The 20981-nt window shown below is 38.7% G+C and carries 24 protein-coding genes; all 24 read left to right on the plus strand.

What is annotated here, in order from left to right; all coding sequences use genetic code 11:
• The first annotated feature begins 33 nt into the window (after window positions 1-33).
• Entirely contained in the window at window positions 34-1461 is a 1428-nt protein-coding gene (locus ACK8P8_RS20335) for an SIR2 family protein (protein ID WP_410026200.1), read from the plus strand.
• A 247-nt stretch (window positions 1462-1708) separates the two neighbouring features.
• Window positions 1709-2476, plus strand: a complete 768-nt coding sequence (locus tag ACK8P8_RS20340; protein WP_410026201.1) for a cytidylyltransferase domain-containing protein — start codon at window positions 1709-1711, stop codon at window positions 2474-2476.
• 23 nt (window positions 2477-2499) lie between these two features.
• Window positions 2500-3807 carry an aminotransferase class III-fold pyridoxal phosphate-dependent enzyme gene (locus tag ACK8P8_RS20345; protein ID WP_410026202.1) on the plus strand — a complete coding sequence of 436 codons (1308 nt, stop codon included), beginning with the start codon at window positions 2500-2502 and terminating at the stop codon, window positions 3805-3807.
• A 12-nt stretch (window positions 3808-3819) separates the two neighbouring features.
• Complete coding sequence (locus tag ACK8P8_RS20350; protein ID WP_410026203.1) at window positions 3820-4881, plus strand: N-acetylneuraminate synthase family protein; 1062 nt, start codon at window positions 3820-3822, stop codon at window positions 4879-4881.
• Between the two features lie 67 nt (window positions 4882-4948).
• Window positions 4949-5542 carry a YdcF family protein gene (locus ACK8P8_RS20355; protein WP_410026204.1) on the plus strand — a complete coding sequence of 198 codons (594 nt, stop codon included), beginning with the start codon at window positions 4949-4951 and terminating at the stop codon, window positions 5540-5542.
• Between the two features lie 8 nt (window positions 5543-5550).
• Window positions 5551-6171, plus strand: a complete 621-nt coding sequence (locus ACK8P8_RS20360; protein ID WP_410026205.1) for a hypothetical protein — start codon at window positions 5551-5553, stop codon at window positions 6169-6171.
• A 12-nt stretch (window positions 6172-6183) separates the two neighbouring features.
• Window positions 6184-7458 carry a lipopolysaccharide biosynthesis protein gene (locus ACK8P8_RS20365; RefSeq protein WP_410026206.1) on the plus strand — a complete coding sequence of 425 codons (1275 nt, stop codon included), beginning with the start codon at window positions 6184-6186 and terminating at the stop codon, window positions 7456-7458.
• A gap of 3 nt (window positions 7459-7461) precedes the next feature.
• Window positions 7462-8331: a motility associated factor glycosyltransferase family protein gene (locus tag ACK8P8_RS20370; protein ID WP_410026207.1), complete on the plus strand. Its 870-nt coding sequence runs from the start codon at window positions 7462-7464 to the stop codon at window positions 8329-8331.
• Window positions 8318-9586 carry a hypothetical protein gene (locus ACK8P8_RS20375; RefSeq protein ID WP_410026208.1) on the plus strand — a complete coding sequence of 423 codons (1269 nt, stop codon included), beginning with the start codon at window positions 8318-8320 and terminating at the stop codon, window positions 9584-9586. The genes ACK8P8_RS20370 and ACK8P8_RS20375 overlap by 14 nt, the downstream gene beginning before the upstream one ends.
• A 40-nt stretch (window positions 9587-9626) precedes the next feature.
• On the plus strand, window positions 9627-10319 hold the full coding sequence (locus tag ACK8P8_RS20380; RefSeq protein ID WP_410026209.1) for a CatB-related O-acetyltransferase: 693 nt from the start codon (window positions 9627-9629) through the stop codon (window positions 10317-10319).
• A gap of 264 nt (window positions 10320-10583) precedes the next feature.
• Entirely contained in the window at window positions 10584-11699 is a 1116-nt protein-coding gene (locus ACK8P8_RS20385) for a glycosyltransferase family 4 protein (protein WP_410026210.1), read from the plus strand.
• A complete protein-coding gene (locus ACK8P8_RS20390; RefSeq protein WP_410026211.1) occupies window positions 11699-12301 on the plus strand; it encodes a serine acetyltransferase in 603 nt (200 codons plus the stop codon). Before ACK8P8_RS20385 ends, ACK8P8_RS20390 begins: the two co-directional genes overlap by 1 nt.
• A complete protein-coding gene (locus tag ACK8P8_RS20395) occupies window positions 12285-13397 on the plus strand; it encodes a glycosyltransferase family 4 protein (RefSeq protein WP_410026212.1) in 1113 nt (370 codons plus the stop codon). Before ACK8P8_RS20390 ends, ACK8P8_RS20395 begins: the two co-directional genes overlap by 17 nt.
• Window positions 13398-13402: 5 nt before the next feature.
• Window positions 13403-14011: a sugar transferase gene (locus tag ACK8P8_RS20400; RefSeq protein WP_410026214.1), complete on the plus strand. Its 609-nt coding sequence runs from the start codon at window positions 13403-13405 to the stop codon at window positions 14009-14011.
• A 4-nt stretch (window positions 14012-14015) separates the two neighbouring features.
• Window positions 14016-14606, plus strand: coding sequence for an acetyltransferase (locus tag ACK8P8_RS20405; protein ID WP_410026215.1), 591 nt, complete (start codon window positions 14016-14018; stop codon window positions 14604-14606).
• A gap of 98 nt (window positions 14607-14704) precedes the next feature.
• Window positions 14705-15571, plus strand: a complete 867-nt coding sequence (locus ACK8P8_RS20410; protein WP_410026216.1) for a pentapeptide repeat-containing protein — start codon at window positions 14705-14707, stop codon at window positions 15569-15571.
• Window positions 15568-16239 carry a nucleotidyltransferase domain-containing protein gene (locus tag ACK8P8_RS20415; protein ID WP_410026217.1) on the plus strand — a complete coding sequence of 224 codons (672 nt, stop codon included), beginning with the start codon at window positions 15568-15570 and terminating at the stop codon, window positions 16237-16239. Before ACK8P8_RS20410 ends, ACK8P8_RS20415 begins: the two co-directional genes overlap by 4 nt.
• A 40-nt stretch (window positions 16240-16279) precedes the next feature.
• Window positions 16280-16645 (plus strand): hypothetical protein, encoded by a 366-nt coding sequence (locus ACK8P8_RS20420; protein WP_410026218.1) that lies wholly within the window; start codon window positions 16280-16282, stop codon window positions 16643-16645.
• Window positions 16646-16670: 25 nt separating this feature from the next.
• Window positions 16671-17909 carry a DegT/DnrJ/EryC1/StrS family aminotransferase gene (locus tag ACK8P8_RS20425; RefSeq protein WP_410026219.1) on the plus strand — a complete coding sequence of 413 codons (1239 nt, stop codon included), beginning with the start codon at window positions 16671-16673 and terminating at the stop codon, window positions 17907-17909.
• A gap of 160 nt (window positions 17910-18069) precedes the next feature.
• The gene (locus ACK8P8_RS20430; RefSeq protein ID WP_410026220.1) at window positions 18070-18462 is read left to right on the plus strand and encodes a LytR/AlgR family response regulator transcription factor; all 393 of its coding nucleotides are present in this window, start codon (window positions 18070-18072) and stop codon (window positions 18460-18462) included.
• Window positions 18463-18648: 186 nt separating this feature from the next.
• Window positions 18649-19020: a 3TM-type holin gene (locus tag ACK8P8_RS20435; protein WP_099292495.1), complete on the plus strand. Its 372-nt coding sequence runs from the start codon at window positions 18649-18651 to the stop codon at window positions 19018-19020.
• A 31-nt stretch (window positions 19021-19051) separates the two neighbouring features.
• Window positions 19052-19636 carry an N-acetylmuramoyl-L-alanine amidase gene (locus ACK8P8_RS20440; protein ID WP_099292494.1) on the plus strand — a complete coding sequence of 195 codons (585 nt, stop codon included), beginning with the start codon at window positions 19052-19054 and terminating at the stop codon, window positions 19634-19636.
• Window positions 19637-19654: 18 nt separating this feature from the next.
• The gene (locus ACK8P8_RS20445) at window positions 19655-20278 is read left to right on the plus strand and encodes a hypothetical protein (protein WP_410026221.1); all 624 of its coding nucleotides are present in this window, start codon (window positions 19655-19657) and stop codon (window positions 20276-20278) included.
• A 29-nt stretch (window positions 20279-20307) separates the two neighbouring features.
• Entirely contained in the window at window positions 20308-20946 is a 639-nt protein-coding gene (locus ACK8P8_RS20450) for a DUF6266 family protein (RefSeq protein ID WP_410026222.1), read from the plus strand.
• Window positions 20947-20981 lie beyond the last annotated feature (35 nt).

The raw sequence follows: 20981 nt of genomic DNA on the forward strand, positions 1-20981 counted from the left end.
TTTATAGAGAATAATTTGTAAAATAATTTATCTATGGATTTGCAAAAGATTACAAATGATATTCCTGCCTCTAAAACTTATCATGATTATTGGTTAGGTGTGCTTACTAATGCTTTGAAAAGTGTTTGTAGTGGAGAAGAATCAGTGAAAAGAGAGCCAATTAGTGGGGGTGGACAACAGAGGTGTCAACCGGACTTATATTTACCATGTGGTTGTGAAAAATTGGGCTTGAAAGAGAATACAATTATTGAATTCAAGTTAAAAGATAATCCTCGAATTGTAGAGCAAGCACGTCGGTATATCGAGCATTTTGTAGATGAAAAAAAACGTAAGCCATCTGCTTGTATCGTTATAGTACAAACGAAATTGCGGTTTAATTATAAAGCTATAATTTCTCGTATCTGTAAGTCTATTGGAGAAACTATCGAGATTTATTCTATTGATGAATTCCTTAGTAAAAATGAAGAACTGAAGCAAGTTTACGATAAGTTGTTATCTAATGGGCTAAGTGAATCAAGCCAAGAGAATTGGAAAGATATTAGAAATTCACGTATAGAACAGGCTAAAAAATGTTTCTCTAATTATAAAATAAGCTTGTTTCTTGGGGCGGGTGTTAGTGCCACGATGAAGATGCCTTTATGGGATGCATTACTTAAAAATTTACTTGAAGAAGAGCATTGCAATCCTGCTATGAAGCATATTACATCAAATGATTACAGTAGTATCAACAAGGCATGTGGTTATTCGTCAATAGTAACAGGGCGTTATGTTACACAGGGGCTTAAGAATATTGAGGAGTTAATAAAAAAGATTATGTATGAAGAAGTGAATTCCTCTCGACCTTCTAAACTTATAAAGAAAATAGGTGAGCTTGCAAAAAAGAAACAATTTGAGTCAATAATAACTTATAATTATGATGATTTAGTTGAATCTGCTTTAATTAAACAAGGATTGGAGGTTGAGTCAATTACAGGTCCTAGTAATGTGACAATAGGTACAATACCTGTATATCATGTTCATGGTATGATCCCAGAGAAGAGGGATATTGCTACAACTGCAGTATTGAGTGAAAAAGAATATCATAATATTTATATGAATCCTTTTCATTGGTCTAATGTGGAGCAATTGCACGCTTTGAGTCGTAATTCCTGTTTGTTTATAGGGCTTTCCATGACTGACCCTAATTTACGAAGATTGTGTGATATTGCAATGAGTATAACATATACTTCTCAAAGTGGAAGTGATGATGATTCTAATATACCTGATGATGAAGTTTCCAAACATTTTGCATTTCTAATACGTGATTCTTTTAAAGACGGTTGTGAAAATTGTTCGGATTGTACTAAGAATACAGAACATTTTGAGGTTATGGATCGCATGATGCGGGATCTTGGAATTACCATAATATGGTATGAAAAACATGATGAAATTCTTGATTTGATAGATCAGATTATTAGATAATGATACTTCATGAGTAAGTTTACAGTATCCTAAATACTTTGTTGGTTTTACGAAATCCTACAAATTTTAAAGTAAACACTTAAATTAAGGCTTAAATTTAAAAGCTTTTGTTCACGTAACAAAGTACCTTACAACATATTCTACAAATGGTACAAGGATATCTTGCATTAAATCGTACCTATAGAGACCGATAGTCAATCCGAAGGTTGAAGTATTATTTTATGCAAAAAACTAAATGATAACGATTATGAAAGTACTTGCTATTACTCAGGCACGTTACGGTTCAACCCGATTGCCTGCAAAGGTCCTTAAAGAAGTAAATGGTGAAACTCTTCTTGAACTCCATTTGAAAAGGATTCTTCAAGCCAAGAAAATAACAAAACTGAAAGTTGCAACAACAACAGAGGAAGGAGCAGACAAGATTGTTGAGATTGCTCATCGAGTAGGTGTCGAAACTTATAAAGGGTCTGTAGATGATGTGCTCGAGCGCTTTTTTTTTGCTGCAAGAGATGAAGCTCCAGACTATGTAGTTCGTGTTACATCCGATTGTCCTCTGATTGATCCAAAAGAAATAGATAAAGTAATTGAAGCATGTATTTTTAACGATCTTGATTATGCTTCAAATACTCTAAACCCAACTTATCCTGATGGTATTGATTGCGAATGTTTCAAGTTCTCAGCATTGGAAAGGGCATATAATGAAGCAACTCTCAAAAGTGAGCGTGAACATGTTACTCCTTACATCAAGAAGCATTCAACAGAGAAGGGAGGGACACTCTTCAAGTCTCTTAATGTAACCAATGATAAGGATTACTCTTCATATCGCATTACTGTTGACACGCAAGAGGATTTTGAACTTATTAAAAATCTTATTATCAATGTAGGTAATGATAAGGGCTGGGAAGAATATATCGCATATCTTCATTGTCATAAGGATGTCTATGATTTGAATAGTATGCATACCCGCGATGAGGGTTATGCAAAATCTGTTTCAAATGATTCTATAGTTAAATAATTATATTGAGACAAATTACAATTATGGGAAAAGGTCAAGAACTTTATAAGAAAGCTAAGACTATGATTCCAGGAGGAACTAGTCTTCTGTCAAAACGTCCAGAGCAACTTCTGCCTGAAAACTGGCCTGCATACTATTGCAAATCCAAAGGTTGCCGAGTATGGGATCTTGATGGTCGTGAATATATCGATTGCTCAATGATGGGTATTGGTACTAATGTACTTGGTTATGCTAACGAAGCTGTTGACGAAGCAGTAATAAAGGTTGTTAAGGATGGTAACCTCACTACTCTTAACTGTCCTGAAGAAGTTTATCTTGCAGAAAAACTCCTTCAGATGAATCCTTGGGCGGGAGGTGTTCGTTATACACGTGGTGGTGGAGAGGCCAACTCTATGTGTGTACGTATAGCACGTGCATTTTCAGGTAAAGATAAGATTGCTATTTGTGGCTATCACGGATGGCACGATTGGTATGTATCAGTAAACCTTGCTGATGATAATGCTCTTAATGGACACCTTCTTCCTGGAATTCCTACAGGTGGTGTACCTAAGGTATTACGTGGTACCTCTATTCCTTTCCACTACAACAACTTTGCAGAACTAGAGGAAATTGTGGAAAAGAATTCTGATCTTGCAGCTGTTAAGATGGAAGTTTGCCGTAATTTTGGTCCTGAAGATAATTTCCTTCGAAAGGTACGTAACCTTTGTACAGAGAGAGGTATCGTCCTTATCTTTGATGAGTGTACATCTGGTTTCCGTGAAACATTTGGTGGACTTTTCAATAAGTATGGTGTTAATCCAGATATGACTATTTACTCTAAAACTATAGCCAACGGTTATGCTCTTAGTGCAGTTGTTGGTCGCAAAGATATTATGGAAGCTGCACAAGGCTCTTGGATTAGTTCCACCTTTTGGACGGAGCGTATAGGTCCCACAGCAGCACTTGCAGCACTTGCGGAGATGGAACGCACAAAGTCTTGGGAGGTTATCACAAAGATTGGACTTGAAAATAAGAAACGTTGGCAAACTCTTGCTGATAAGTACGGATTGAAGATTATCCAGTGGGGTATTCCAGCACTTGCTGGTTATACGTTTGATTCTCCTAACGCTTTGGCCTACAAAACTTACACAACTCAAGAAATGCTAAAGAAAGGTTATCTTGCGGGTAATAGCCTCTATCCTTGTCTTGCACATACTCCTGAAATTCTGAATGATTATTTTGAGAAACTTGATGGAATCTTTGCAGACATACGTGATTTTGAAGATGGAAAGGATGTAATGAAAGCTCTTGATGGTCCCGTGTGTCAATCTGGGTTTAAGCGTTTGAACTAACATATAAATAAGATGGGATTTTTTAATAAAGAATTTAAGATTGGCAATACGTGGATTGGTGAAAACTATCCAACCTACTTCATTGCTGAGATTGGAGCCAATTTTGATGGCTCTATCGAAAAGGCAAAAAAATTGATTGATGAAGCTAAAGCTGCCGGGGCAGATTGCGCTAAGTTTCAAACATTCGATACTCCTCGCATTGTTTCCGAAGGTGGTTTCTCAAAGATGCGGCTTCATGGAGTTCACGGCTCTTGGGGGCGTACTGTATCTGAAGTATTCAAGGATGCTGAGTTCCCTGTAGCTTGGCATAGAGAGATAGCAGACTATTGTACAAAGGTAGGTATTCATTTCTCTACCTCTCCATATTTTAAAGAGGCTGTTGACCTTTGTGTTGATCTCAACGTTCCTTTCATCAAGATTGGTTCTGGTGAAATCACATGGTTGGAACAACTTGATTACATTGCTAGCAAGGGGATTCCTGTAATGCTTGCTACTGGCGATGCTACAATGTCTGAGATAGATGAGGCTGTTCGAACTATTCAGAAGACAGGAAACAAAGACTTTGTCTTGATGCAGTGTATCACTAACTATCCTTCAAAACTTGATAGTGCTAATGTGAATGTGCTCAAAACTTATCAGTCTGCATTCGATTGTTTGACGGGTTATTCAGATCATGCACCAGGTCACGTAGTTGCACTTGCATCCACTATTATCGGTGGTCGTGTTATTGAAAAGCACTTCACTCTTGATAAGACAGACAAAGGTCCTGACCATCCACATTCTATGGAGCCACAGGAATTTAAGTTTATGGTTGATTCTATTCGAGAGGTTGAACGTGCGATGGGCTCAACCGTCAAGGAGATACAGGAAGAAGAAGGCGAGACCGTATTCGTTCAGCGTCGCTGTCTTTATGCTGCACGTCCATTGAAGGCTGGGCAGAAATTGACGGAAGAAGATATTACTGTTCTTCGTCCTGCTCTTGGTATTCAGCCTAAGTACAAGTCAACTATCATTGGTAAGTCTATAAACAAGGATATTCCTGCTGGAGATCCTTTGTTTTGGGAAGATCTTTAATAATAATAAGGTGTTCTGGAGCAATGCAAACATCTCCGGAACACTTTGTATCAAATAGCAAAACTCAATGATTACAGATAGAGAAAAAATTCTCGCAATTATAGATAACGATTGCTTGACTCCATCAGATGCTATTATTCTGCTCGAGGGAGATGGTTTTTTCCGTTTCCAAAAAGCGGTTGATCTTTATAAACGTGGTATGGCCAAGAAAATTGTTTTCAGCGGCAACATCATCGATAAAGATTATGGTAGTTTCCCATTTGAGGAAGTTAAGCCATTTATTCTCGAAGGTGGTGTGCCTGAGGAGGATTTGATACATGAAGATGTATCGCAACACACTCGCCAACAAGCTATGGAAGTAGTAAAGATGGCTATGGAGAATGGATGGAAGAAATTGGCTTTAGTGGCATCACATGAGCATCAATATCGAGCATACCTTACTTTCCTTCGTGAGGTTCTTGATACCAAAAGTGGTATTATCCTTTATAATGCACCTGTTCGCAATCTCAATTGGTTTGTAGATTCTGGTTGGGGTATCCGTTTCGAGCGTCTCTCTGCTGAATTTGAGCGTATTGAACGATACTCTGAGATGGGGCATCTTGCCAATGCCGACGAAGTGATTGAATACCAGAAGTGGAAGGAATCATTACTTGATAAATAATAATAACTATGCCAAATTCAACACTAGTATCTATTGCAGAAAAGATAATGGGTACTAACTATATAGGACCGAAGCAGGTCAATATACTTTTGGAAAAAATGGGCAAGTCTCCAATCTATGAAATTTCTGTACCTAAAGTCAACTTTGATGAAGAAACGCTTTTAAAGTGCGCTTCAGACTATATCCTTGTATATGGTACAGATGCTATTGATATTCTAGATATTCGCAAACATTTCGGTGTTGATCCTGAAGTGTCTGAACCATGCCTTTATAATCAGGATTGGTATATGTCCGAGGATTTCATTCACAGAAAAATGGAAAATAAGTGGTATTTGATAAAGAAAGAGGTTCTTGAGGATACTCGTGCTGTTATGCCCATGGATATAATTGTAACAGGAGTAAAGTTCCCTACAGCTATTCTTTGTGTATATACATTTTTTGCTTATTATGAAGCCTACAGAAAGATGCTTTGGTATCACGACTTCGTCTGGTGTGAGGATGTTGATCACAATGGAGACCGAATCTATGTTGCTAAGTATCATGATGTAGATGGAATTAACAAAAATGGGTTTAGTATTCATAGGCATCTGTCTTTGAGGTCTTGTTATGCTAGTGTTAATATCTTGTAAATATGATATTGCATGAATTTGAAATATCTTATCATTAATAACAAACTTATTAAATCGTTTGGAATATATACGTTTGCTAAAGTCATAAATTCTTGTATTCCACTTTTTATGCTACCGATTATGACAAAGTATTTGTCACCAGCAGACTATGGAATTATATCAATGATTACGACATTTGCGGCATTTGTACTTCCCTTCGTTAGTGTAAACACGGATTCCGCAATTGTAAGAAAGTATTATGATAAGAATGAGAATATTTTAGATTATATTGGAACATGTGTTAGTATTGTCATTGTTATGTGTGTGGTATTTACACTCATTGTAAGTGTATTTGCCAATGACATTTCTCGTTTAACTCAAATACCAAACTATATTTTATACTTTGTACCTTTATATTGTGTATTTACCTTTTTTAAAACGATTGTATTATATTCTTGGCAAGTAAACGGAGAACCCATAAAATATGGTCTTTTTTCAATTATTCTTACTGCTATAGAAATTGGAATTGCATTGTTTTCGATTATATGTCTTGGGTTAAATTGGCAGGGGCGTGCATTTTCTTTGTTTACAACAGCACTTCTCGCTACATTGTTTGCTGTTATTTATCTTAGAAAGCAACAGATGATTCGTATATGTTATAACAAAGAAAATGCGTATCATGCAATAAAATACGGATCAGGATTAATACCTCATGCAATTGGTGTTAGCCTAATGGTTTTAGCCAATCGTTTCTTTATTACGAATATGGTAAGTATTAATGAAACTGGGTTATATGGAGTTGCAACTCAATTAGCTTCTTTAATTTCATTTATTACATTGTCTTTTAACAATGCTTATGTACCATGGCTATTTGAGAAACTATCTTTGGGTTCCGATGTTGAAAATAAAAGAGTAGTAAGGATCACGTATCTATATTATTTTGCGTTAGCAATAGTGATTGTAATAGCTTTTTTGCTAATACTTCTAATATATCCTCTTTTCGTTAATGATAATTTTAATGGGTCGATTAAGTATATTCCGTTATTATTGATTGGGAACGCATTCCAAGGTTGTTATTTTATGGTTACTAATTATATTATGTATTCAGAAAAAACTTATTTGAATGGTTTAATTACACTAGTTATAACGGTAATCAGTCTTTTAGCTAATTATATTTTCATTAAGATGTTAGGAGGTATTGGTGCTGCTGTTGCTTATGCCACAACGTATTTTTTATATTTTGTCATAACATGGATTGTCTCTATGAAAGTGTGTAAAATGCCATGGTTTAATATACTCAAGAAATAATTTATGAAACAGGGAATAATTGATTTTGCGAATAATTGTTTATATTTAATTAGGGCTCTTCAATCTTTAGCTCCATATAGAAGATTGACTTATAAAAAAAGAGTTGCTGGGACAATTAACATTCTTGGAAACGGACCTTCTCTTAAAAATGATATAGATAATTTATTAGTGTCTCATACGAATGAAAAGTATTTTGCTTTGAATGATTTTGGGACAACAGACTTATATCGAAAGTTCAAGCCTTGTTACTATATTATATGTGATCCATGTTATTGGGTGAGAAAAGAAGACAGCAACGAAAGAGATTATAAATATCGTGTAGCGTTGTTTGAAAAATTGAACAATGAAACATCATGGGATTTAACATTATTTATTCCATGGGTGGCATACAAATCAGGGGTAATCACGTCTGAAATAGTTAATGAAAAGATAAATATTGTTCCATTTAATTACATGAATTACTATCCGACTTATTCATGTTACTATAGAAAAATATTAGAGAAAAATCTTGGTGTTGTACCTGTGGGTAATGTTTTAGGAAGTGCTATTTATATTTCTATCAACTATGGTTTTGAAAGAGTTTGTTTGTACGGTGTGGATCATTCATGGACAAAAGATATACGAGTTAATGAGAATAATCAAGTGTGTACGATAAAAAGGTATTATTTTGAGGATGAGGGTATTTTAGAACCTTGGTGTAAATGTAATAAGGAGGTATTTAGGATGTCGGAAATTCTATTCAGTTTACAGAAACATTTTGCTGGTTATGAATACCTCAACTGGTATGCGAAGTTAAAAGGAACAAACATATATAATTGTTCTAAAGGTTCATTTATTGACGCTTTTGAAAGAATAAACGATGATAAAAAGTAAGAAGTTTGACATAGTGGATTTTTGGGTAATAATTCTGCAGGTTATATCAGGATTGTCAATGCTTCAGGTCTGGATTTTTGATAATCTGCCAATTCACCCATCGCTAAGTATTCTTCTTATTATGATAATTTGCAATATCGCAAAATATGGGATGCGTTTGAATTTGAATTGGTGTAAAGGGGGATTCCCATTAAAACTCTATTTTGTAATAGGAATGATTGACATATTGCAGGTGCTTATAACATTCCCAGAAGCTGCTATTTTATGTTTTATCAGATTATTGAATATTTTTCTATTTCTATCGTATTTATCAAATACGTATGCAAAACTCAAGCGCAATGAAAGTTCGCAGATTGAAACAAATGTTGCTCAACCATACTTACTATACAGCGTTTACAATACAATTGTTGTTGTGGTGGTTGCGGTGTTAATTATATTAGGATTAGTAAATCCATTTTCTAACCCTGTAGAAAATAATTCGCTAATGGCTGATAATATTCAAAATGCAGATTATACCCTCTATTATTTTCCTGCTTATCTTTCCATACTTACGCCAAATGCGAGAATTTTATCTGATTATGGATTACCAATGCTGACAGGATTATCTCATGAACCACATGTATTGAATTTTGCAATTTTACCTGCATTCTTCTTGTTATTAGCAGTACCTAATTATAAACATTTTCGCCCATTCATTTATATCTTTTTCTTGGCTACAATGATGCTTTCATTTTCTGCAACAGCAATAATAGTTTTTTGCTTAATACTGGGATTAGACATTATATGGCAGATTATAGTTTTTAGAAAATATAATAACCTGAAATTTTTCGCACCTATACTTATAATTATTATTGTATGTTGTTGCTATTTTTCAGATATAGTTTTGGATGTAATATTAGCCAAGACAAAAGGAAATAATACTTCTTCTATGGAATATTCTGCAAATATGTTAAGTTATGTATTATGTCCATCAACACTATTGGGATATGGAAACCTTCCGCCTTTAGGTTTTAAATTGACAGATATTTCAATAGGTCTCATTACGGCTTTGTTAGATATTGTTTTTTTTGCATCAATTGTGATAAAATGTTTTAAAGGAGTATTTAAGAAGAATGAAACTTTACATTATATATCCTTAGCTTGTCTATATTTTGTTATTCATGGATTAAAGTTGTCGTTTCTGATCTTCTCGTATCCTTTATTGATTTTCTTATTATTTCTTCAATGTAGTTCATACAAAACATATAGAACGTAAATATTTTTATTCACTCTTGATTATATTTTATTGATTTAAAATGAAAAATTTATTAATTCGTAATTACGTAACTGACTTTGCTTATCATTTCATTAATTCATATACTAGATTAAAATTTAAGCACATAATGATAGGGCGGGGGGGGAAAGTATCATTGGGATCAAAATTGGAAGGGTATAATAAGATTGAAAGAAATGCTCATTTTGTCGGTTCGATGGGGTTGTATTCGTATATTGGAGCCAATTCTCTTGTTGTGGGTAAGATTGGGCGTTTTTGTTCAATAGGTGGGAATGTTACATTTCTTACTCAAACGCACCCAATTGAAGATTGGATTTCATCTCATCCTATTTTTTATTCGATGAAAAAACAGGTTGGTATAACTTTCGCTTCAAAACAACTTTTTGATGAAGTGCCTATTCCAGAAAATCAAGATTACTCGATTGAAGTGGGAAACGATGTTTACATTGGATATGGTGCTACAATAATTGGGCCAATAAAAATAGGGGATGGTGCTGTTATTGCTGCGGGAGCTGTTGTTACGAAAGATGTTCCGTCTTACACTATCGTTGCAGGTGTTCCTGCAAAGGTTATAAAAAAACGATTCTCTGATGAACAAATTGACTTGTTGGAGAAATCCGAATGGTGGGAAAATGATGAAGATTGGTTTAAAAACAATGCTAGTTATTTTGATTCATTTGACCATTTTAAAACAATGATAATGAAGAGAAAATGAAAAATATTTTTACCTCGGAGGTTTCGGGTTTCCGGATAAAAATGTCGTTGCACAGTGTGTGTGAATGTAAAGTTGTTGCGATAGATGTGGTTTGAGGTGTTTTAAAAGATGTCGAACATGTGTCAGAAAAGACGGATGGTGTTGATAATAATGCGACAATTGCTACTTTCATGCGGGATTCTACACTTTTCAGGGATGTGTCGCATCTTAATGACAAGGGGGCAAAACTATATACACAATTAGTTATAAAGGAAGTCAAAAATAATGAGTAAAAGAATTCTTTACCTCGGTGGCTTTGAGTTGCCGGATAAGAATGCTGCCGCACAACGTGTACTTGCGAATGCGAAGTTACTTCGCGAGATAGGGTTTGAGGTATCTTTTATCGGTATCTCAAAGGATATTAAGAATGCGTCAGCTGTTGTGGATGGTTTCAAGAGTAATCCTGTGTCGTACGCTAAAAACGTAAAACAGTGGATGCATCAGATTTTTACGTTTGTTGAGAAAGAGGTAATCCTTGAGAGTAAACCGGATTATGTGGTGCTTTACAATTTTTCAGCCATTGCTTCTCTTCGTATCTTAAAGATTTGCCATAAGCGTGGAATTAAAGTGGTTCATGATCTGACAGAGTGGGAGAGTAATAATAGATGGTCATTGACAGATGTCATGCGCAAGATTGATATTAATTTGCGAATGCGTTACTGCATGAAGAAGATGGATGGCGTGATAGCGATCAGTCGGTATCTATACGAGTATTATAAAAGCTATACACATACCATTATGATACCTCCTACAGTGGATTTACAGAATCAGAAATTTTGTAGAAATCGCAAGTTGACAGCGTTGGAAAAAACGACAAAACTCGTGTATGCCGGAAATGCAGGTCTATCGATATCAAAAGATAGACTCGACTATATCATCAAAGAGGTAAACGCTTTGCCTCGTGTCCAGCTTGATATTGTTGGTCTGTCTAAAGCGCAGTTTAGGTCGGTATTGGGTGATGAAGTGGAGATTAGCGAAAATATAATCTTCCATGGACGAGTGTCGCATTCTGAAGCCGTACAGTTTGTTTGTAATGCTGATTTTCAGATGCTGATTCGCGAAAACTCTTTAAAAAATAAAGCTGGATTCCCTACAAAATTTGTAGAGTCTTTTGCTTGTTGTACACCTGTAATTGCTACTCTTACTAGCAACATAGGTGATTATCTCATAGATGGAGTGAATGGTTTTGTCGTGTCTGAAAAACAAAGTTTGAAACAGGTTTTAGAAAAGGTTTCATACTTGTCTGTAGAAGAACGCATAAAGATGAAGGCTGCTTGCAGAAATTTTGAAAACTTCGACTATCGTTGTTATAAAGAAGAATTCTCAAAAATTTTCAAATAATGGACAAGCGTAAAATTAGGGACAGCTTTAGACTCTTTGTCTCCATTTGTTTCTTTTGGTTGTACCTTCCTCATTATTTAGCATTTGTGGCAAATAGGGGTAAAAAAATACTGATTATCAGCGATCTTCTGGCAATAGAACGAGAAATCAATATCAAACTGCCAATAGCATTGCAACTACTTTATCAGTTACATACTAATCGTTATTTCCGTCATGTATTCTATTATCGCATTGGTCCTGCACTGGATTTGCTGATTAGTTGGTATCGCCCTGGGGATAAGTATTTCTGGGTTCCATTCTCCACGAAGGTGGGCAAAGGTCTTAGATATGCTCATCCATATTCAACGGTTTTGAATGCAGAAGCAATAGGTGATAATTTTTGCTGTATACATTGCACAACCATTGGCAAAAAAGATGGCTTTCGTCCGCGCATTGGTAACAACGTGACTTGTGGTTGTCATGTGACTATTATTGGCGATATCACCATTGGAAATAATGTAACTATAGGTGCTGGAAGTGTGGTAGTGAAGGATGTACCGGATAATGCTGTGATAGTTGGTAATCCTGCTAAAATAATTAAATACAATGAACCCAAGGATTAAAAAAATATTAGTTTTATCAAATAATTTCGGTGGGTTGTATAGTTTCCGCAAGGAGGTATTCCAACGGTTTCGTGACTTGGGATGGGAGGTGTATATCTCCAGCCCGGTGAAAGACATGGAAGAGAAAGCGGAATGGTTCAAAAACATTGGATGTCATGTCATCAATACCCGATTTGACCGTCAAGGAATGAATCCGATTGCAGACTTTAAACTTATGCTGTATTACCGACAGCTTATTAGACAAGTGAAGGCTGATGTGGTGTTGAGTTATACCATTAAGCCGAATCTGTATGGAGGTTTGGCTGCGGCATTGTGTAATGTACCACAGATTGCGAATGTGACGGGATTGGGTGCAGCGGTGGAATACCCGGGGGTGTTACAGAAACTCATCATATTATTATATAGAGTGTGCATGAGAAAGACGAATCTGGTGTTTTTTCAGAATGACGCTAACAGGCAATTCTGCGTGAAGCATAGTATGGTGAAAGGCTGGACAAGGCTGATACCAGGATCGGGCGTAAATCTCTCGTATCATGTACTTAAAACTTATCCTGCAGCAAGCGCTCCGGTGAGGTTTATTTTCATCAGTAGAATACGAAGGGAGAAAGGAATAGAAGAATATTTGGCTACAGCGGAAACGATACGCAGAGAATATCCGAATACGGAGTTTCATGTGCTGGGCGATTGTGAAGGCGAGTATGAGGAGAGACTTCGCCGCATGACGAATGAAGGTATTGTGGTGTATCATGGTTTTCAATCGGATGTGCGTCCATTCATAGAGCAAGCAAGTTGCTTGATTCATCCGTCATTCTATCCCGAGGGTATGAGCAACGTGTTGTTGGAGGCTTGTGCGGCTGGGCGACCTGTGATAACGACCGGTCGCCCCGGGTGTGGTGAGATAGTAGATGACGGAGAAACGGGATACATAGTTTGTCAACAGAATGCGGATGATGTTATTGCAAAAGTTCGTCATTTTCTTTCTCTATCATATGAAGAGCGGAAGGCTATGGGGGCAGCTGCACGTAAAAAAGTGGAACAAGAATTTGATCGTGATATTGTTGTGAAAGCATACGAGGAGGAGATTTTAAAATTGTAACAATTATGTATAAATATTTTTTAAAACGTGTGCTTGATTTTACCGTTGCACTTATTACCTTACTCGTTATTTGGCCATTCCTCGTGCTCATTACCATTTGGCTCCATTTTGCGAACAAGGGAGCGGGAGCCTTTTTCACGCAAGAACGCCCGGGGAAGGATGAAAAAATATTCAAGGTAATCAAGTTCAAGAGCATGACAGACGAGCGGGATGCGGAGGGGAGGTTATTGCCGGACGCAGATCGTCTTACCCCGGTGGGAAGATTCGTGCGCTCTACTTCACTAGACGAGTTGCCGCAATTGATTAACGTGTTGAAAGGAGATATGGCGTTGATAGGACCAAGACCGTTACTCGTGCAATATTTGCCGTTGTATAGTAAAGACCAAGCCCGTCGTCACGAGGTGAGGCCAGGGATCACGGGTTGGGCACAATGTCACGGGCGTAACGCGATCTCGTGGACGGAGAAATTCAAATTGGATGTGTGGTACGTGGAGCATTGTTCGTTCATTGTGGATTTAAAGATTGTTTTTATAACGATAAAAAAAGTGTTTATCCGGGAAGGTATATCTTCGGACACTGGCGTCACGATGGAGATTTTTACGGGAAATAATTAAGATTATGTATTTGTACGGAGCTAGTGGTCATGCGAAAGTGATCATGGATATTTTGCGAGCATCAGGAGAACCTGTTGACGGTTTGATTGATGATAACCCGTCGTTGTCGAATTTGCTAGGGATACCTGTTTTACACGGGGAAATGGGTTTATCTCCAGTGATAGTGAGTATTGGTGATAATGCTACACGAGAACGAGTAGTCGGCAAATTGACGGGGAAGTTCGGGAAAGCGATTCATCCTTCAGCAATTATATCGCCGATGGCAGAGATCGGCGAGGGGAGTGTGGTGATGCAAGGGGCGATTGTCCAGTCTGATGTGCGAGTCGGGAAACATTGTATCGTGAACACGGGGGCTTCCATTGACCATGAATGTGTTCTCGGGGATTACGTTCACGTGTCGCCGCACGCCACGTTATGTGGGAACGTGCGGGTGGGTGAAGGGAGTTGGATAGGAGCGGGAGCAACGGTCATTCCCGGGGTGAAAATCGGAAACTGGAGCGTGGTTGGTGCCGGTTCGGTGGTTACCCGTGATATTCCAGATAACGTAGTAGCCATCGGGAATAAATGTGTGGTAATTGGGGATAATTGTAAATAAAGATTAATTTAAAGAATGAAATGGCTTTAATATTGATAAATAGGATATTTGATTTCAAGTTAATTTGATATTTTGATAGTGTATAAAAAGTTATTATAATGAATTCTATCGGGAGGCTTTGTTCAACTTCTGTAAAAGAGTTGGAAAAATTAGATATTTTTGAACAATTTTTTGATAAGGATAATAGAGAAATATCTTGGAAAGATAAAAAGGTAACTCGTTCTAAATTTATTCGAATTGGAATAAGGAAAGCAATTATTTCAAATTGTAAATTTTGTCAATGTATAGGGGTCGATGTGTATGCAAGAAATGCTGTGTTTGAAAAAGTGGATTTCACGGGATCTATTTTTATAGGATGTGACTTTAGTTATGCAAAATTTGATAATTGTATTTTTGATTATTGCAAATTTTATAATTGTTTTTTGCCAGAAAAAGAAATTGAAAAATGTTTACCAACAGCAAAATGGAATTTGAGAAAAGAACTTGCAAATAATTTAAAGGTTAATTTTAATTCAATAGGGAGAAAAGATTTAGCGGATTATTTTCTTGAAATTGAGATACGTGCAAAATTGAGAGAAAAATGGAATATCGTTTGGAGTACGAATGAACATTACCAAAAGTACCATTGTTTAGCTCGATTAAAGAAATTAGGTGAGTACATGTTTGGTAAAATATTATTCTATATAACGGGGTATGGGATAAAATGCAAATATGTATTACTATCGTATTTTGTGGTTCTTTTTCTTTTAGCTGTTATATTTTGGTTATGCTGTAAAAGTGATTTTTGGGGCATTTGGTTGGAAGGATTTGCTCAATCGTTGGGAGTTAGTTTTTCTTCTAGTATTGAGATACCATTGGGGGGGTATTCTTTTGGTGGGAAGTGGTTCATTTTGCTTTACCGAAGTGTTGGGGTGATTTATCTTGCTATATTAACAGCAACATTATACAGAAAAATAGCGAAGTGAGAGAAGAAGAGATAAATGCAATAATATTATACGGTTCTTGGGCAAGAGGAGAACAAGACCGAGAGTCTGATATCGATATAGTCGTGTTTACTGATAAAACTATAAAAAGAATAGAAGATGGGGTATTAGAACATTATATATTGCCTTTTCGAGTGAAAGATTGTAATATCTCAATATATGATACTTTAATGTTGAACCAGATGCTAGAATATGGTTCTTTGTTTTTGTGGCATATCAAGTTGGAAGGAATATGTTTACACGGTAGGAGTTATTTGGATTCATGCTTTACACGTTTACTTGATTTTACGCATCATAAAGAAGAAATAGAATATCATCAACGTTTACTTGATTCTTTGCTTGAAGCGCAAAGGATAACAGGTATTATTGAAGATTTTGACTTTTCATTACTTTTTACAATCGTGCGTAATACTTGCATGATTCTTGTACATAAAAAAGGGCAAATGATATTCTCGAAATACAAGTGTTTTGAGAGCGCTTCTCAACTTTACCCGGGTTTGCCATTGCTTGAAACTGAATATTGTTTTCTTGGAAGATATAAAAATGCTTATGAACGATATTCATATAACGTTAATTTTTCTGTTTCACGAGAGGGTTTAATGAAAAAAGTAGGTGAACTTTTAGAATTTGCATTAAAGAATGTGTGTTAAAAATTTGTACTCTTGTTATTTCAATAAGCTTTTGTCTGATTTGGAAAAGATAGCTTCACAAGGAATTCATAATTTTGGTTATGTGGAAAGAATGATTCTAGAGAGAACATTGTTTGTTATATTCAAATTATGGGTGCGAGATAGATTCCAAGTAGAATTGCATGGTTTTAGCGATTCGTATAAATTGCAATTATTAGATATTGTGGGAAAAAAGATTGATACAAGAGATTTTATGATTATATGTAAAGTGTTTGATTTGAAAAATTATCTTCGTTCATTGAGTTGTGAAAATCCTTATGTGAGAGGTGACTCTATTTTGAAGTTAAACGTGGGAGTGGATAAGGTGTTTGTGGTAATAAAATCACAAATATTAGGAATTCAGAGGTTAATACGCACCTTAGATTGAATATTAAATTTCATATTTATAAAAAATGAATAAACGCATTTATCTTTGTCTCGCTCACATGAGCGGGGAGGAGCAGAAGTATATACAAGAGGCCTTCGATACAAACTGGGTGGTGCCGTTGGGACCGAACGTGAACGGTTTCGAGGAGGATATCAAGCAGTTTATCGGGGAAGGTAAAGAGGTGGTGGCGTTGTCAGCCGGAACGGCGGCGGTGCATTTGGCGTTGTTGGCTTGCGGTGTTGGGGCTGGTGACGAGGTGATCGTGCAGTCGTTCACGTTTTGTGCCTCGGCTCACCCGGTGACTTATCTAGGGGCTACCCCGGTGTTCGTGGATTCGGAGGCTGGTAGTTGGAACATGGATCCGGATTTGCTGGTGGAGGCGATCATGGCTCGGATAGCCAAGACCGGGCGTAAACCGAAAGCGATTATCCCGGTGGCGCTTTACGGGATGCCATACGATTGCGAGCGAATCCTTGAGATAGCCACCCGTTACGATATTCCCGTGATAGAGGATGCCGCCGAGGGATTCGGTTCGAGGTATCGAGGGCAAGTGCTCGGGACGTTCGGGCGTTACGGGGTGTTGTCGTTTAACGGGAACAAGATGATCACCACGAGCGGTGGCGGTGCGTTGATTTGTCCGGACGAGAAGGCGAAGCGGGAGGTGATGTTTTATGCGACGCAAGGGCGTGAGGCTTATCCTTATTACCAGCACGAGAAGATCGGTTATAATTACCGGATGTCGAATATCTGTGCCGGAATCGGGCGGGGACAGATGACGGTAGTGGACGAGCACGTGGCGCATCACAAGCACGTGCAAGCGTTGTACCGGGAGTTGTTAAAAGGGGTAGATGGTGTGATCCTTCACGAGAACCCGTCGTCATGTTATGACAGTAATTTTTGGCTTTGCACGGTGACACTTGATCCGGATTTGCATGTCAAGGGCGAGGAACACGCTTACGAGGAAGCGGTACAAGGAGCCGTTGGTGGAGCGGCGGGAGTAACCCGGGCGGCTTCGGCTTTACACACGGCTTGCGAGCCGAACCGGAACGTGGAGGCGATGCGGTTGGCGTTGGATCGGGCGGGGGTAGAGAGTCGCCCGTTGTGGAAACCGATGCATTTGCAGCCTGTTTATAGAAATAACCCTTGTCACGTGAACGGGGTGAGCGAGTCGTTGTTTAAAACGGGACTCTGTTTGCCTAGTGGTCCTTGCGTGACGGATGATGACGTGAGTTATATTGTAGAACAAATTAGAATGAATTTATGATTGTCGATTGGGAGATTTACCAATTTATGATTTACGATTGGGCGATTGAGTGATTTAGACCAGAGGCTGTGTTTTTTGACACAGCCTCTGGTCGTTTTTGTGGGTATTGTTTCCTTGTACATGAAAAAGGTCATTTCACGAAATATAAAACTACAGATTTATGAAAGAATTGAATGATCAATCGCAACGTCTCGTGGGAGACCGTTTTTTTATACGTAAAGGTGAACGCACAGTGAGATATTTTTACTCGGAAATTCTGTACGTGGAAGCTTCGGGATGTTATAGTCGTATTTATTTTCGGGATCGGTCCACGCTTTTCGTCACCAATCCTCTTGTGGCGACCGAACTGTTGTTGCCGAGGAATATGTTTCGGCGGGTTCACCGGAGTTATATCGTGAATCTTTGGGAGATTGAGGGGTTTGTCAATAACACAATCTGCATTGATGATATTTTGATACCGATGAGTTCCCGTTACCGGGAGGAGGTATTCGGGTGTTTCGTGTTTTGGAATTTTAGGTCAGAGAAAAAGGGGGAAGAGGATAAAAGTGCATAGAAGATAAAATCGTTAATTATTAATCGTGCTTGTGAGATGACCTTGTATAGATAAATATAGAACAAGTTCCGTTTAGATAATTTTTCCGGGCATTCAGATAATAAATCGGGGCATTCAGATAATTTCGTTTGGTAAAGGGCGTTTCGGGATGTACTTTTGGAATACAATTAAAAATTACAAAAGATTATGGGAGTATTACAAAACGTGATTAGAGAGATTGGGGATATCGTGAATCGATTGTCGGTGTCCTCGAGAGAAAAACAGAAGATACAGGAGGAGATTCAATCTCTGGTGTATCGTTACAAGAGTGAGCTGGTGCGTGAACAGTCGGCGGCAGTGGGTGATGAGATGCGGGGAAATTGGTTGCAACGGTCGTGGCGCCCGATGGTGATGCTGGTGCTCACGTTGTTGGTTGTACTGGGAGTATTCACGGAGTCGTCAATGTTGTCCGACACTTCCCGTTTTTGGGATTTGCTGGAAATTGGGATAGGCGGGTACGTGATTGGTAGAAGCGGGGAAACGATTACCGGTAACCTGTTGTCCCGAAGACAGAAATAAGGCATGTGTTTCATTTTAAATTTAAAGTGTTATGGAAATTATTGACAATTTGTTGTTCGGGGATAACGTGAAGTATTTACAGTGTTCGAAATGTAACGTGAGGTTATCGCACTCGGATACTATCGTGCTGCATGGGACGGGAGGTGCAAGCGCCGTTTCGTCCGCCCTTTACTTGAGCAGACCGGACACGGGAGTATCGGCTCACGTGGTGATTGGTCGGGACGGGGAGATATTCCAGTTGTTGCCTTTTGACGTGAAAGCGTGGCACGCGGGGAAGAGTTACCATGCCGGAAGGGTGAACTTGAATGATTGTTCGATCGGCATAGAGTTGGATAACGCCGGGGAGTTGCAACGGGTAGGCGACAGGTATTACTCGTATTTCGGGCGGGAATATTCTCCCGAACAGGTGTACACGACCGAGATAGAAGGGAGAGCGAGGTACTGGCATCTGTTTACCGAGGGGCAATTTAAAATTCTAGAAGAGGTTTGCCGCTTGCTGAAAGAAAGGTACAAGATCAAATATCTCGTGAGGCATTCGGATATCACTTCACGAAAGGTAGACCCGGGACCGGCATTTCCCTTCGAGGAGTTGAAGAAGAGATTAAAGTTTAATTAATTAGAAAAGGAGGTTGTTATGGCTCGTTGTTATTCAAGTGTGTTTAATCGTTTTTCGGGGCAGATAGGGAGGGTAATTTATTATCAGGTAGGGGATAATCTTTACATGAGAACATCCCCGGGACAGGTGAAGGATTGTCGTTCGGAGTTGCAATTGTATTACAGGGAGAGAATGCGGGGAACGGTCACGTTTTACGGGGTTGTCCGGCAGACGCTATTGGCTCTCGTGTGGCAGGCCGTGGGGCGGAGAAAGAAGCGTTCGGCGTATAATCTTTTCGTGCAGGCCAATATCCGGGCGTTTAACGGGACTGCATTGCTGTATGATTTGGTGCGTTTTAGCTCGGGAGGCTTGGGTTTGCCCCATGATTTACAAGCGTGCCGGGAAGGCGATAAGGTTCGTTTGACGTGGAGGAATGAAGATATGTTGAGCGATGAGCGGCTGGCGGACGAATTGTGGTGCGTGGTGATGACGGAGGACAAGAATTTCCGGATTATCGGACCGGGAGAAACCGAGGCAATTCGAGGGGATGAACTCGTGGAGATAGAACTCACGAACGAGGAGAGAGGGAAGGTGCATTTTTATTGTTTCTTCGGGTCGGCGGGGAGAGATGATTTCTCGGAGAATTTACATTTCGTGTTATGAATATATGTTTTATTTTAAAATTTGAGATTATGGCATTATTTAAATCATTTTTGTTGGGAGACGTGAGAAAATCAGTGGCTAACGTGACGATGTACGCCGGGGCGAACGGGTACAGTATCGCGCGAGGCAAGAGGAACACAGTGCGCAACCCGCGGACACCCGCGCAATTGACGCAACGGGCGAAGTTGAAGGCACTGGAAGAGGTTTCCCGGTATTTTGCCCCGGCGGCAGCCCTTGGTTTCCCGGGACGCAAGGGAGGAAGCACGTTCTATAACGCGTTCGTGTCATCGAACATGGCGGCAGTAACCGTGGACGAGAATTACGAGCCCACGATTGATTTCGAAAAACTCAAGTGTGCCGCCGGTTCTTTGCAAAACGGTAAAGTGACTATCACGGTGGACGAGGAGAACGGCAAGGTGATGGTTTCACAGGAGGCTCAAACTCGGTGGAACACGGTAGCTAACCCGACGGACGTGTTGCACGTGGTGGTTTACGAGAAGACCAAAAAGGAGATGATCGTGGAAGCTTGCCGGAACCGTAAGGAAGCGGGTTCAACATCGATCGCGATGGACGAGGGATGGAGTAAAGAGAATCTCGTGTTTTACGCTTTCATGTTGTCGAAGGACAAGCGAAAGGCGTCGAATAGCGTGACGGTTCAACCGGAGTAGTGTTTTTTGCCCTATTAGTCAAAGGTTTATAAAGT

Origin of the sequence: Butyricimonas muris (genome assembly GCF_046365375.1) — a bacterium.
GTDB lineage: Bacteria > Bacteroidota > Bacteroidia > Bacteroidales > Marinifilaceae > Butyricimonas > Butyricimonas muris.